Annotated in this window: 8 protein-coding genes; 3 read left to right on the plus strand and 5 right to left on the minus strand. The window is 52.3% G+C overall.

Annotation, left to right across the window (positions count from 1 at the left end):
• Nucleotides 1–256: 256 nt before the first annotated feature.
• A complete protein-coding gene (locus PRZ02_RS05945; protein ID WP_449464918.1) occupies nucleotides 257–583 on the minus strand; it encodes a hypothetical protein in 327 nt (108 codons plus the stop codon).
• 504 nt (nucleotides 584–1,087) lie between these two features.
• Between PRZ02_RS05945 and cas6 the strand changes: the two genes are divergently transcribed.
• Nucleotides 1,088–1,993: a CRISPR system precrRNA processing endoribonuclease RAMP protein Cas6 gene (gene cas6 / locus PRZ02_RS05950; RefSeq protein WP_449464919.1), complete on the plus strand. Its 906-nt coding sequence runs from the start codon at nucleotides 1,088–1,090 to the stop codon at nucleotides 1,991–1,993.
• A gap of 16 nt (nucleotides 1,994–2,009) precedes the next feature.
• Nucleotides 2,010–3,833, plus strand: a complete 1,824-nt coding sequence (locus tag PRZ02_RS05955) for a glycoside hydrolase family 127 protein (protein WP_449464920.1) — start codon at nucleotides 2,010–2,012, stop codon at nucleotides 3,831–3,833.
• Nucleotides 3,834–4,296: 463 nt separating this feature from the next.
• Here PRZ02_RS05955 and PRZ02_RS05960 read toward each other — a convergent pair whose 3' ends face one another.
• Nucleotides 4,297–7,182, minus strand: coding sequence for a glycoside hydrolase family 3 protein (locus PRZ02_RS05960; protein ID WP_449464921.1), 2,886 nt, complete (start codon nucleotides 7,180–7,182; stop codon nucleotides 4,297–4,299).
• Between the two features lie 121 nt (nucleotides 7,183–7,303).
• Here PRZ02_RS05960 and PRZ02_RS05965 point away from each other — a divergent pair, with 121 nt between their 5' ends.
• On the plus strand, nucleotides 7,304–8,095 hold the full coding sequence (locus PRZ02_RS05965) for an aldo/keto reductase (protein WP_449464922.1): 792 nt from the start codon (nucleotides 7,304–7,306) through the stop codon (nucleotides 8,093–8,095).
• A gap of 373 nt (nucleotides 8,096–8,468) precedes the next feature.
• Here PRZ02_RS05965 and PRZ02_RS05970 read toward each other — a convergent pair whose 3' ends face one another.
• The 3 genes from PRZ02_RS05970 to PRZ02_RS05980 form a co-directional block, all read right to left on the minus strand.
• Nucleotides 8,469–10,715: a cellulase family glycosylhydrolase gene (locus PRZ02_RS05970; RefSeq protein WP_449464923.1), complete on the minus strand. Its 2,247-nt coding sequence runs from the start codon at nucleotides 10,713–10,715 to the stop codon at nucleotides 8,469–8,471.
• A 567-nt stretch (nucleotides 10,716–11,282) separates the two neighbouring features.
• Nucleotides 11,283–13,985, minus strand: a complete 2,703-nt coding sequence (locus PRZ02_RS05975) for an ABC transporter substrate-binding protein (RefSeq protein ID WP_449464924.1) — start codon at nucleotides 13,983–13,985, stop codon at nucleotides 11,283–11,285.
• Between the two features lie 487 nt (nucleotides 13,986–14,472).
• Complete coding sequence (locus tag PRZ02_RS05980; protein ID WP_449464925.1) at nucleotides 14,473–14,649, minus strand: hypothetical protein; 177 nt, start codon at nucleotides 14,647–14,649, stop codon at nucleotides 14,473–14,475.
• Nucleotides 14,650–15,182: the final 533 nt, after the last annotated feature.

Consider the following 15,182-nt stretch of genomic DNA (forward strand, 5'->3'; position numbering starts at 1 on the left):
CGACCGCGCTCGATCCCCATGCCACCGGAGCGCGGTTTCCCGACGCTGGAAACCTTCCTTCGGCCACGCCCGGAAAGCGGGTTACGGAGGCGTTGATCTCCGCAGGCGTGAATTCGGGCGTCCCCGCTACCATCGGTTGGTTATCCTGACGAGCGAGCACGTGATCACCGTAGAAGTCTTTCGCAATTCATCTCATCCCTGAAGGATGGAACTTTCTTGCTTGCTCATTTTCTCGTAGACCCCATTGCGGCTCAGGTCATCGCTCCTTGCCCTCGGCGTAGAAGAGACAGCGCACCCTCAAGTTCGCGGGAAGGTAAGCGCTTCCATCCCTTGGGCATACCAGTATGCCCTGAGGGGTAGCGACCAGCGGGGTGCCGCAGCGGGGGCAGACGTAATGCCCATCAACGTAGTATCTATCGGAGATCGTCGAGAGGTGGAAAGGGCGAGCCGACGGCAACGTGCACTCGCCCGCCCTATAGTACGGGCATCCCTCTACGCTCGAGCTTCCGTCGGAGTTAAGCACGAAGATGACTTGGGCGTTCAACCTTGGGCAATTAACTGGGACTGAGCTGAGCTTAGCCATATAGATCTACTTTCCAACGCATAATTCCCCTCAACTTTTAAGTGCCTCGGCACGTGACTTCATCTCCGTAACTGGAGATTCCATCTTTAGGGAAAGACCGAGGAAGACAAGAAAAGATGATGCAGATGAACCAACGCATGGGCATTTCTGAGATGCTTACCTGAAAGCCGAAGTTATCTTGGCAGCGCTCGATCGCGATTTAAACGCGGCCCAGCGCCTCAGGGAGCGGCACGATTGGGGAGCGCGCAAACGGAAGAAAAGACAAGAAAAGAAAAGACAAAAAGAAAAGAGGGGAGCAGCGCGCCACGAAGCCCACCACAAGAACGAGGAGGTTCGCGCTCGCGTTCGGATCTTCCACGGCGATGTTGCGTCGGGGAGCATTCCCGGTGTTCATGCCCTTCGGCAATTACTTTCCCCATAGCGAGAGATCGCAGCTTCATGGGCATCTCCAGAGAAGCGATAGATGGCGAACGCTTTTTAGCGAACGCGCTTATCTGAGCGCCAATGCTTCACAGGATAACCTTCGAGTTCGCCGTCCCCCAGCCGCTTAAGTTTCAGAGCTTTTCGGGCTTCGAGGTAAGGGGGTTCTTTTACAATGTCATTTCATCTCTTAACGAAACGCTCGCCTCGTCAATACATGAGGGAAAGGCGTTGGCACCGTTCGCCGTAACTCCCGTCATCCTGCACAGGGAGAGGGAAAACGTCGTGTGCTACGATCACGTCTCGCCGGGCCTCGCCGACTTCTCCTTCATATTGTTCAGGGACGACGAGGCAAGGGTGGTAGAGGAGGCGATCAGAAAGGGTATGAGCACCGTCAAGCTCGTCGACTCGGAGCTTCCCCTCACGACGATCAGGCTGGAGCAGATAGACCCCCTCTCCATGCCAAAGGAGAGGCTTTCCTCTTTCGCGCTGAACTTCTACACTCCAACCTACTTTCGCGCGACCCCGATCGACCTTGCCAAGGAGTACTCCCTTAACGCGAGCGTCCCATCGCCTTACAGGTTCGTTCCACTTCCAGATCCGATCCTCCTGTTCAGGAGCCTCGTGAGGACGTGGAGGGAATTTGTGGGAATAGGAGAAGGGCTTGAGGAGTTCATGAGCTGGGTTGAGGCGGGAGGGGTTCTTCTCTCTGGTTTCCCAGGCGGGATATTCACGAAAAGGGTTTACGAGCATCCCATGACTAACAAGTGGGCAGTGGGCTTCGTGGGAAGGGCAAACTTCTCCTTCTCAAAGAAGCTTTACTACGAAAAGATGGTCGAAACGGCGTCGGCACTCCTTAGGTTTGGGGAGATCGTGGGCGTTGGCGCTGGCAGGACATCCGGGATGGGAAGGTACGGGTTGGAGAAAGGCGCGGAGGGATCAGAAGAGCAAGAAGGTGCTGACGAACAGCGAGCGCAGCCTTATACGTAGGCCGCGATTCGTGCTCATGGCGTTTGTCATAGATATGTCAAAAAGCCAGCGGGTATTCATGAGGCCTATCGACGTTCGGTCGGTTAGGCTTGAGGACGACTTCTGGGCACCCAGGCTGAGGACCCTGTGGGAGGTCACGCTCCCGAGCCAGCTCGAGATCTTTGAAAAAACCGGAAGGATCGAGAACTTCAGAAGGGCGGCGGGAAAGGCATCAGGAGACTTTCAGGGCTTAATTTTCAACGACAGCGACGTTTACAAGTGGCTCGAGGCCGTCGCCTACTCCTACGCCTATTCGGGCAGGCATGAGCTCATGGGCATGGCGTCGAGCGTCATAGATGAGGTGGTGGCGGCTCAGGACGCTGACGGCTACCTCGACACGTACTTCACCGGTGAAAGAAAAAAGGACCGGTGGAAGAACGAAAGGGATAACCACGAGCTCTACTGCGCGGGCCACCTAATTCAGGCAGGTATAGCAACAAAAAGGGCCATGGGCGATACCAAGCTCTTTAACGCGTCAAGGCGCTTCGCCGATCTGATCTGCGATCTCTTCGGACCTGCAAAAGAAAAGACCGTCCCCGGCCACCCCGTAACCGAGATGGCCCTCGTGGAGCTTTACAGGGAGACCGGAGAGAAAAGGTACCTAGATCAGGCACAACTCTTCATTGACCTAAGGGGCAGGGGGATAATCGGGGGAAGCCCTTACCAGCTCGATCACGTCCCAATCAGAGATATGAAGGAGATAACGGGACACGCTGTGAGGGCGCTTTATCTAATGAGCGGCGTCGCGGACGTCTACGCGGAAACGGGAGACGCCTCGCTCCTCTCAGCTTTGAGTAGGCTCTGGGAAGACCTCCAGAAGAAGACCTACGTAACCGGCGGCGTCGGCTCCAGGTACGAGTGGGAAAGCATAGGGGAGGCCTACGAGCTTCCCAACGCCCGCGCGTACGCCGAGACCTGCGCGGCCATAGCTAACGTCATGTGGAACCACAGGATGCTTCTCATAACCGGCGACGAGAAGTACGCGGACGCCATGGAGCTCGCGCTCTACAACGGAGCGCTATCAGGGATATCGCTGGACGGCCTCAGCTACTTCTACGTGAACCCGCTTGCCGATCGCGGAAAGAGTAGGAGACAGCAGTGGTTCGACTGCGCTTGTTGCCCCACGAACATAATAAGGCTTCTCGCCTATCTCCCCTCGCTGTTCTATGGGGTGTCCGATCGCGGGATTTACGTTAACCTTTACGGTAAGAGCAGCTCCACCATAAGCCACGCAGGAAGGACCGTGAAGGTAAGGCAGGAGACCGATTACCCATGGGATGGCAGGATAAGGATTGAGGTAGACGCGCAGGAACCCGTAAGCCTCCACCTTAGGATACCCGGATGGGCTCGCTCGGCAAGGATAAGCGCTGAAGGAAAGTCGGTGGAAGGCGTCCCGGGGACCTACGCGGAAATCGAGGTCAAGGACGAGGCAGAGCTTGACCTTCCAATGCCCGTGGAAAAGCTCATCGCAAACCCACGCGTGCTTGACGACAGGGGAAGCGTGGCCTTGAAAAGGGGACCCCTCGTTTACTGCGTAGAGCATGCAGGTAACGACTTTGACCCCTGGGACCTTGCGATCAGCGCAAGCGACGAGTTTACCGCGGAAGACGGAGTCCTAAAGTCCATGAGGATAAAAGTCGTAAGGGGAAATGGAGCGGCGCTAAGGACAGCGCAGTGGACGTACCAAAGGAAGGAAGCAGGCGATGTTCAAAGGGTTCCGGTCAACTTCACCGCTGTACCCTATTACGCGTGGGCAAATCGCGAACCTGGCCCGATGATCGTTTGGCTGCTCGCTCGCTAACCGATACCATGGCAACGCTCCTGCGTGGGTCGCTTCCACCTCATGATGACGCTTTCGAGGAGCGTCGAGTCCAAGCGCCTGATTTCCGGCCAGCTTCTTTCGCTGACGCTTTCTCATAAGCGCCGCTATTCCTATGAGCAAGATGACCGAACCTATGGTGACGTTTATTAGGGCCGCGTAGACCGAAAATCCGCCAACGTAAGGCCTCAAAAGCGTTTCCTCGCGCAATGCCGCGAAAAACGCGGCAACGCAAAACGCAACTAACACGGTTAGCGATGCGAGCTTGCCAATTGCCACACTTGATTTCGTTGTGAGAATTTACGCCTTGCCCATGACTTTTAAGCGCTCGAAAACGTCCACGCCCGAGCCCTACCCAACCGCTCCCTTCGGTTTTTGCCCGTCAGTTGCCGCCAGGCTCGGCCCGGGCGTGAGGCACGGCCCTGCCTCGCTGCGTCCACCGGTGTCAGCAGCGATAAACAAAGCGCTCCAGAAGAAATAAAGGTAATTCCGAAATTAAACTCATAAATTCCTTTTCTTTACCTTCAAAAGGAAAAAAGCCCCCCAGGCTTCTGCCGAAAGTAAAGGGCTTTCGAGCGACGCCCAGTTCGACCAAACGCATCTCCTTTACCTCTCCCGCCCTAAGGTAAAGCCTGCGCACCTGAGGCCTGCCGTCGACCAGCAGCTCTATGGGAACCAGGTCAGCAATCGGTCCCCCGTTCTCGACTTTCAACTCATATTGGGAAGTCCTCTCAACTCTCGCGTTAGCTCTTATCTCTTTTTCAACCCTTAAGGGCAGCGAAAGGGAAAGGTCGCCCACAGAGCTTCCCACGAGAAGCTCGTAGTCCCCGGCGGGAACGTACCTCCTCATCTCGCTATCGTAAATGGCCAAGTCGTCAAGGGAAAGCGGCAGCTCCACCGCAATTCTCGAGTTGCCACTTACGGTTACCTTCTTGAAGGCCTTAAGCGCTACCTGCGGCGTGGAGACGTGGGTAGGAGGGTAACGCGCGTAAAGCTGCACCACGCACTTCCCGCTTCTGCTTGAGGAGTTAGCGATCGTCAACCTCACCTTCCACCCATTTCCTTCCCTTTCCAGCTTTCCATCCTCGTACCGAAAGCTCGCGTAACTCAGCCCATGCCCAAAGGGGAAAAGTGGAGTTCCCTGCATGTCCACGTAATCGCTCACCCTTCCGGAGGGCTTCTGGTAGTGGTAAAGGGGAAGTTGCCCCTCGAAGAGAGGCCAAGTGAAGGGAAGCCTTCCACCTGGGTCCTCCTTTCCAAAGAGCACGGCGGCCACCGCGGAGCCTCCTTCCTCTCCCGGGTACCAGGCGTGAAGTACGGCCCTTGCTTTTTTGAGCCAGTCACCCGTGACCGCGGAGCCACCGACTATGACCACCACCGCTTTCTCGTTGGCATTGAGCACCTCTTTGACTAGCTTCTCCTGGGGACGCGAAAGCGCGAGCTTTGCCCTATCCCTTTGCTCACCTTCATGCAGCCCGACGACTACCACTACCGCATCCGCCCTTGACGCGACCTCCGCCGCCTTGCGAATTTCGGCCTCGTCATCCCTTTCCCAACCAAGCCTTACATACGCGTAGCCGTGAGCCGCTCTCCTGTACTCGAGGCCGAAAGCGCGCTTACCAGCGCTAAGCGAAATGGAGCCATCTTCCGTCGAATCGCGCGCCCGAACCACTTCTTTCCCATCGATGTTTAACGTGGCCTCGCCTCCCATGCTCACCAGCCTGAAGGTGTACTTCCCTTCTTTGGGGACGCTCAAAAACCCCGAGAAGGAAGCAAAGTACTGGCCAGATATTCCCGGGAAGGGCGAGCCATATCCCCAGTCAAACCTGCAGAACCCATCCCAAGGGGAGACTATGCCACTCCAGGTTGGCTTTTCCCGCGGTTCCCCCTCAGAGGTGCTGAAAACTTGAGCTAGAAGGCCTCTCTCCTTTCCATCGGGGGCCGTTAAGTAGCTGTTCGGAATCGTCAGATCGGCATCCATGTCGGGATCGCAACCAGGCTCGTACGTGATGCTTATACCCATTTTCTGCGCTTCTTCCCTTATGCCTTCAAGGATGGTCTTGACGCTCCTGGGCGTCCCCGCGTAGCCTCCCAAGTTATCGCGCTCCGCAAACTCTCCAATCACCGAAAGCGAGCTCACATTGGCAAGGGGAAGAATTCCGTCGTTCTTAAGCAGGACCATGGAATCAACGGCCGCCTCGTAAGCGAGCTCGCGCGCCCCAGCGTCCTCGGCTTCTGCGTCATCGGGATTTACGTAGGGATCGTCAAAGAGGCCTATTGCGAACTTAGCCCTGAGCACCCTTCTAACCGCCTCGTCCACGTCCTTTTCGTTTACCAGCCCCTGTTCAAGGGCGCGCTCCAGTGGCTTCTCGTAGAGCTCGGCTTGAGGAAGCTCCACGTCGAGACCAGATTTGAGCGCAAGGGCAGCTGCCTCCTCAGGCGACGATGCGGCCCTGTGCTTGTAAAGGATGCCAGCGACGGATCCGTAGTCTGAGACCACAAATCCGCTAAAGCCCAGCTCACCGCGAAGGAGGTCGGTCAGCAGCCACCTGTTTGAAGAGCACGGCACACCGTCGATCGAATTGTAGGCAGCCATCACCGAAAGGGCTCCTGCCCTGAAGCTCTCCTCAAAGGGAATAAGCTCGGTCTCCCTGATTATCCTCTCTGAGAGGTGGATCTCGCCGCTATCCCTCCCTCCTTCCCCGACGAAGTTCATTATGAAGTGCTTTGGGGTAGCTATTACCTTTTCCCGGGAAAAGGCCTCCACGTAAGAGCGGGCCAAGCTCGCGGCCAAGGTCGGATCCTCTCCAAAGGTCTCCTCGGTCCTGCCTGCCCTAACATCCCATGTGAGGTTGACGACTGGAGAAAGGCACTGCCTTATTCCCCTGTTCCTAGTCTCCTTGGCTATGGCGCTCGCCACCCTTCCCACGAGCTCTGGATCCCACGTGGCACCCAACGCTATGGCCTGCGGAAAGACCGTGGAGTGCCTGGCAACGCAGCCGTGAAGGCATTCGTCGTGAACTATAACGGGTACGCCAAGCCTCGTTTCCTCGATCGCCTTCCTCTGAAGCTCGTTGGCTTCTTCAGCCGCCTGCCGCGGCTCTAAGGTCCTCAAAACCACTGAAAGGTTCCCTACGCCTGAATCGGATTTGAAGCTCGACCTGAGCTCGCGAAGCTTCTCCTGTAACGTCATGCGAGAGAGCAAGTCCTCAACGCGCCTCTCGATGGGTAGAGAGGGATCCTCGTAAGGATCCTTCATTCCGTTCTTATTGTGATCTATCCATCCGTTCCTGTAAAGCTCCTTTTTGGCCTTTGGCCAAAGGTAAGGCATAAGGGCATGGGCGCATTCCCTTTTAAGCGCTCCCGATTCCTAAGGCCTATTCAAGGAGCGAAATCGCTGGTGTAGAGGGCTAGGGACATCAGGTTTTAATCTTACGACACAAAGTAAGATCATGATAGAAAAAGAATTAGGCCGGACAGGAGAGAAGGTACCTGTCATCGGGCTGGGCACGTGGGCCCTTTATGGCGAGCGCGGGGAGGAAGCCCTCATAGCTGGGGTAAAAGCAGGAGCTTACCTTATAGATACGGCGGAGGCCTATGGAACCGAACCGCTAGTGGGAAGAGCTCTGTCAAAACTAAAGGCTGAGGGCGTTAAGGTATTTCTGGCCACGAAAGTATCGCCTGAGCACTTTCACCACGACGACGTCATTAAGTCATGCGAGGGAAGCCTGAAGAGGCTTGGCCTAAGCACCATCGACCTCTACCAGCTCCACTGGCCAAATCCCTCCGTTCCCATATCGGAAACGGTGAAGGCCATGGAAGAGCTGGTGGACCAGGGGAAAATAAGGTACATAGGAGTAAGCAACTTCTCGGTCAAACAGCTTGAGGAGGCAAGGGCCTCGATGAAGAAGTACGACGTAGTGTCGAATCAGGTGAGGTATAGCCCATGGGATAGAAAGATAGAAAAGGAGCTCATGCCTTACTGCGAGAAGGAGAAAATAACCGTGATCGCGTACAGCCCCTTGGAGCACGGAAGGGTTTTCTCTCGCGAGGACGAGGTAAGAGCAAAACTGGAGAAGATCGGCAACGCTCACGGGAAGAGCTGGATTCAGGCTGCTCTGGCTTGGCTCGTCTCCAAGCCGCAGGTGGTAGCCATACCCAAGGCATCCACGCCAGAGCACGCGGTTGAAGATGCAGGAGCTGGAGACCTCGTGCTAACTCCGGAAGAGGTCTCGGCTCTATAAAAAGCCATAGCGCGCCTTTATTTTTAGCAACCCATGATACAATTATTTAGGCTACAAGGCAACGAAAAGAAGAGACCTGATATGGAAAGAAATGCTCTACAGAAGTGTCTTTCTCAATAATAGAGAAAAACTTTTATGAGGATACCAAGACAATCCAAACAATTATGATGGAGGATATTCAAAGGGGAGGGACATACAAGGCGATCGTTTGCCACCCTAACGCAAAATCGGTAAAGGACAATTTGTGAAGGTATACGAGGCAAAAATAGTGTAGCCTAAAATTTGTCAACGCAACGACGCGCAAACACTATATGTAGCTAAGCTGCTTCTCAGCTAAGGCCCTTGATGCTTACATGCTCAGATTCGGTTTGCGTTATCGATGCTTGCGATGACGAAGAACAGAGAAGAACACTATGGCAATCATACCCAGTATAAGTACGACTATGCCCGCGTAAACAACAAGATGTAACAGGGCCTGTTTCCTGTTCGCCTGCTGAACGCTAGTGCTTGTTGAAGAGTTAACACCGTCCACCGAGGCAGTAATGCTGGCGATTCCGCGTTTTGAGAACACGTAGGGTAAGTTCGCAACACCCCGAACATCTGTGGTCTCAATTCCCACAATTGTACCATTTACGGAGAAGCTTACATCTGCGCCCTTGACTGGAGTACCGTTTGTGAACTTAGCAACGGCAGTCAGGGTTACTGCTTGCCCAACCATTATGATCGATGGAGCTTTTGCCGATATCTGAATTCTGAACGCAGTTGCAGGTATGACCGTCAACTTTCCGGACGCGCTTACCGAGGGATAAGAAGAGAGCAATGCCATTATCGAAACGGCTCCAACGGATTTGGGGATATATACCAGCGTTGCGACGCCAGAAGAATTTGTCGTGGTGCTACCTACATATGAGCCATTACAGTAGAAGGATATCGAAACGCGCGAGACGGGAGCTCCCTGACTTGTAGCAGATGCCGTGAGGATTACTTCATGACCAACCGGAACCGCTGAGGTCGACTCGAAGAGGGATATGGAAGGAGGCGGAAGGACCTGAATAGTCCTGTTTCCGCAGGCGAACGGGTACTTCTGGAGCTCAACCGCCAAGGAGACGTTGCCCGCCTCATCAACGGTGGCCGTGAACTGGGCCATGCCCTGGGCGTCCGTGGTGGAGCTGGCAACCTCCTTGCCGTTTATGAGAAGTATAACATCTGCGTTACCCATGGCAAAGCCACTTGACGAGGTGACCCAAGTGGTTACGTTAAACGGGACACCGGCCAAAGGCTCGCTCGGCGAGGTCGCTATCGTGAAAAGGGCCCCAGCGAAACCGTACCCGGGAGGCGGGCTAAGGCGAAGGGAGACGTTGCCGTCATCAAAGGTGACGTTGAAGGTCCTGGAGGAAGGGCTGAAGACGCCGCTGGGAGATGCCACGTTGAAGCCCTCGGGTATGAAGAAGTCAGCCCAGCCCGACTTACCCGCGAAAGTGGCGTTAACTACGACTGAGCTAACGACACCATCTGACGTGACGTTCATTACGACAAGTGAGGATACTGGAACTGAAGATAGGCGAGGATAGGCTTCATCGAGAATCCCCAAGAAGGGATTGCTCTTATAATTTACGTCGGGCCACCACCCGGTCCAACCATATCCCCAGTACGTCCAGGCAAGGCCATATTGGTTAAACGCCTCAGTGGAGAGGAGAGGAGAATTGTAGCCTGACCCAAACTCCCCGACGTAAACGGGCACATCCCAACGGTCTCCCGCGGTAAGCGCCGCGTAAAGGGGAGCGCTCAAGGGGTTAGCCCAGTAGTCGTGAACCTCCAGCGCCAACTTGTGCGCTGGGTCGGTTGGCTCAACCCAGTTGTTGGGATGCGTTCCAGAGTCCCATTCAGAAGTCTCGAAGAATATCACGTGCCTCTGGTCCACCTTCCTTATGGCCGATATGGCCATGTCGTAAACCCTTGCCATGTTTTCGTACATCTGCTGGGAAGTCCAGTTGGTAGGGGTAGTGGGCTCGTTGAATAGGTCATAACCCAGAACTCCGGGATCGTTGGCGAACTGGGACGCCACGTACTCCCACATGTTCGCGAAGTCCTGCTCAACCGTGGTGTTGGACCAGAAGTAGGCCTTGTCCTTCTCCATCGCGTTCTCCCCTCCTGCATAAGGCACAGCCCAAAGTGGAAGACCATAACCCCCTTCGCTCTTAAAAACGGAAGACCACAAAAACTGTTGCATATCAATAATAACGTATATACCGTAGCGATTTGCCATTGCTACTGCCTGCTTTACCTGGCTCATGTATGACGAATTGTAAACCCCGGGCTTCGGTTCTACGAAGCTCCAATCTATGGGCAGTCTTATCACGTTAAATCCCCAAGAGGCCATGGCCTGGAAGTCCTCAAGAGTGCACGTGAAACTATCGAATTCTGGCCCCGAGTAATCCGCACCATGAAGGAGAACGTAAGTGCCGTTATAGTACGCGAGGCGCGTGCCTCTCACCGTTATCCAAGGAAGCGAGGAGTAAGTGGGAGGGAACGATGATGATGCCGTTTGCGCCAGCGTCTGATGGGGAACTGCTGCGCAAAGAGCTATTAAAAGAAGCCCCATAACAGACTTAAACTCCATAGATTTTATGTGAAAAATAAATTTAAGTGTTTGGGCAAGACGTTCTGCTAGATAATGCTCATGAATTTTCAGCACATATTGATTCTTATGAAGAAAATCAAGCGAAGGAAATCAAGACAAGCCAAAGATCCTCCATGAAATACGATTTGTTCCAAAATTTATGAGCAGTTTTATAAATAGATTTCAAATTATTCATCAAATCAAGGACGATATTTTCATACCAAGCCACAAGCTTTTCGAAAAGATTATCAAACGGCTTGCCAGTTACAGACTCAACAGACTAGAGAGATAAAAATTCCCTCTTTTACCTTTAGGAAATTCTAGCTTATCCGCTTGACGTCCCAACCGGTATAAAGCTCGGTGCCTGACTCATGGGAGAGGCAACCAGCATAAACCTAAATATGGAGAACGTCTCGCCATAACCAATCCGGCCAGTTAAAGCAATCAACTTCGTCACAATACCGTGCACGCTCACATGGCTGGCATCAAGCTTTCATCGTCAGCTATGTTTAGTTCAGCGTTTAAGATCTTCATGTTCGGAACATAATCAAACATTTATAGAAAAAATTATTTTTGCTGCTGCGGCTGTGATTGTGGTCCCTTCTTGCCGCCGCGCCTGCTAAGCGCGAGCACCACTGCGACCACTACTATTACGACCACGACTGCCGTAACGATGGCGTAGAGCGTGGTGTTGCTGCTGGAGGGGGTGGTAGGTGTAGGCGTTACTGAAGGTGCGGTGACGTTAAGCGATACCGTGTTGGAGGTTATGGATGGGGCCGAAACCAGGTTGGCCATTAGCGTCTCAACGCCAACGGCGGAAGGCGTGTAGGTGAAGGAGGCCTGACCGTTGCTACCCGTCGTCGAAGTACCTATTCCGCCGCCGTTGGCGAAGAAGCCAACCGAGTAGCCTGATGCGGGAGTGCCGTTCGGGAACGTGGCCGTTGCCGTAAGGACCACAGGAGAGCCCTGTATGACTGAGGACTTGCTCACGGACAGGGACAGGGTCGGGTAGACCTTCGTCGGGGTTATGGTGGTTGGCTTCTCAACGGTTATCGTAATACCAGGTGCCTTAATCGTAGGTTCATAAGCCAAGTAAGCAGCGATAACTTGCGTCCCAGCTTGAGTTGGTGTGTATTCAAATGATGCCTGGCCGTTAGATCCTGTAACAGTTGAACCTATTTCAGCTCCGCTCGCAACGAAGGCAACTGTGACGCCTGCGGCAGGAGTTCCATTGGCGTAGGTAACTGTTGCTGTTAAAGTAGTAGGAGTCCCGGCAATCATGGTCGTGGGACTGGCAATTAGCGAGATCTTACTGGTCGACAGTGCGCTGGCACTATACCGAGCCGAGTAGGACGGGGACAAACCGAGGAAGGCATCGTATTCGGGTGAAAGACTATTAGTTGTTATAGCTTCCTCCAAGGGCGAGTTAACACCTGGTGGCGTGACTCCAAGTATAATTGTGTAGTACTGAACCATATTAGCGTTAAGAGGCCAAGGCAACATTGCCACTGTTTCCCATAGCTCCTGCGTGGTATAAGGTAAGGAATTAATCCAGGTCAAGTTAAAGACCTTCGGATTGTATTGGACGGGTATCATCTTTGCTTCTATTGGAATCACAGGAGCTTGGCTGTCAACAAAAGCTGCAAGCTGGATCATCGTTTGGTTGTACTCTGCACTTAGTGGCACGCTCGATTCGAGTTTCGTGAACCATTGATTCATCTGGAAAGTGCCCTTTGTCCCATTAGGATATGTGATTGGATAGTATTTGCTTGGCAACCAGCCATTTGCAGTAGACGTAGGATAAATACCTGCCCACCACCAGCCGATTTGCCAAGCCGTTGCAAAGCTGTTAGCCAACGCTATGGCGCCTATCAATCCAAGCTGGAAATCTCCGTTGGGCTCTATACTACCCCAAAGCGTGCTCGCATCGTCTGCGTATACTTGCGTTGGGATACCAAAAGCTGTCAACTGGCTAGCCACGTTTTCGATTATGTCGTCCTCCGCTGTCCATCCTGCAACAGTCTGTATCGCCAGAGTGAATTCTTGGCCGTTGGGAGCATACCAGACTCCGCCTTTCTTAGTAAAGCCAACGCTCTCCAGCAATTGTGCTGCTTCTTGAGGATTATAAGTGAAGTTCGTCAGCATCTTATTATACCATGATGGTATGTCGTCGTATGGCAGAGTGAAGCCTAAGATGTGATAATTGGGTTCAACCAACTCGACACCCGGTGCATTCCAAGCATCACAAGCTTCGGTACGGTTAAAAGCGTACTCAAGAGCTAACCTTACCTGCGTGTAATTAAGTGGATACAAACCAGGATTTATCGTAAGCTCCGGACCCCAGAAAGCAGGAGCCAGCATCACGTCTTGTCCTGCACTCTTCAAAACTCCTATTTGCGATGCCGAGAAAGATACAGTCGACCAAGTTACCTGTCCTGCTAGAATTGCATTCATCGTTTGTCCGTTACCACCAGTATACCATATTATGAACTCGGGGTTATAGTCTTGCCACGTGTGGTATGGGAACACAGTTGCCCACGCGTTAAGCAAGTTCTGAGGATCAAGGTGCCAAACGACGTAAGGCGGAGATACTGTAACGTAGTAAGGACCTATAAACCATGGTGGCTGGTTATATTGTTCTATTGCAGTGCCCTGGGCCGCCGCCTCTGTGGAGTTCATTGCTTGAAGCTTTGTTACCCACGACTTCCAGAGGTACCAAGGCGTGGCTATGTCTGAAGTCAGCATTAGGTCGGGAACCGTTGGCGCCCATGTGTTAAGGGTAAACTCAATGGTATAGTTGTTTATAACCTTTATCTTGCTAGCATTAAGATAAGGCGCATACCATGAATAAACTTTTGCGCCAATATAAAATTGTGCATAAACGTCCCAAGCGCTGAACGGCATTGCAGCACTTCCATTATACCACGATAATCCTTTCCTAAGGTACAAGATAAAGCTACTATTCTGAGGATATTCGGAAATTCCCGCGGCTAGACCTGGCAAAAATATGTTATTCATCCTATCGTAATACATAAGGGGAACATCGTTTGTGGCTTGTGCGTCTATAAGGCTCGACGGATTGAAGATATTCCAAACAGGCATAGAAGGCGTGTACAACAGAGTGGAGTTCTGCGTGGTAACTATTTGCGGGGCCTGCTGAGCTGAAACGGGTGCGATGAAGCCACCCATCGCGAGGCTACTTAACAGGAAGACCGCTACTGCAAAAAGAGCCGCAACCTTTTTAACGAAATTCCTCAACTTATTCTCCACTTATTGTTAGCATTAGCTTTTAAACTTTAGCACATTAATCTTCAATTAAAGCATGATTCCAGCTCCTTGATCTTTTGAATTTTTGAATAAATCCTGGATTATAGGATTTCGCGCTATCCACTGCTCGTTTTTACTTTTACGCCCTAACCTTGGCATAGTAAGTCATGGCATCATAGACCCGTGGCCCTCTGAAGCGCTTCCGCTATGAGTGTTTGAGGCATCCAAGAATTCGTATACTCACCGAACTTCCTCTTCAAAGCTGATTCTTCGCCGAGAAGAAGCCCTCAACAGCCCAGCGCTTAATGTAATATGTTTGCCCTTTCCGCCTTCTGTATCCCAGGGAACGGTATTTCTAAGTTTCATATCTTCTCCTCTGAAACCGCGGGAACGATCAGTGGTCGCGCTCGTTCTAATCTTCGACCATATCCACTTCCCATAAGAGAGAATGCAAGGTTCGTATCGTAAGCGCCATTGCCATGGACTTCTATCATTTTCCACTTCTCCCTAATACCGGCGATCTTAGTGGCCGTCTTTGCCGTTGAATGGCCTCTTGCATCAACGCAAACGTCAACGCCCAGCAGCCCCTGCCCTTAGCATCCACGGTTATCACTATAACGACGTGCTTTCTCCTCTGCTTTCCTGACTTGTCGAACCTGTAAACCAAGCACTCTTCAACCAAACTGGCTTTCAGCCCTATTTGTTCTGCAATAATTTCAAGTTCACTGGCACTTGGCAGCTTTGGCTTATCTCTTGGTAGGACCCATTCCACTGGTTAGGGCTACTGCCTGCCATGACTTTGTGGCTCTAACCAGTACTCATCTTATGTGATGAAAATTCTCTGGAATTATGCAATAATACAGGCCTTTCGCTCTAACACTAATAGATGGAGCAACCTTATGCTCGGTATTTTTATGACGGTCCCATACACTATGCAATAGATGCCCCTCTTTTGAATCTAGGAACAACTCTGCTGCAATACCAACATAAGGCCCACGGGTATGAACTTAATCTCTAATCTAAAAATAAAATAGTAAGAGGCCTTGTCAACAATAACGATCGCTTTAAAATTTATTTATATATTTCCACGAATAAACTTCTACCCAGGAATTATTGTTAATATGTCTGATTAGATGTCATCGAAGTATTCCTTGAAGGCCTTTGACCATTGAAAAATTACGCCTCAGACAGGATAAGAAG

The sequence above is a fragment of the Tardisphaera saccharovorans genome, from assembly GCF_046635845.1.
In the GTDB taxonomy this organism is placed as follows: domain Archaea; phylum Thermoproteota; class Thermoprotei_A; order Marsarchaeales; family UBA168; genus UBA168.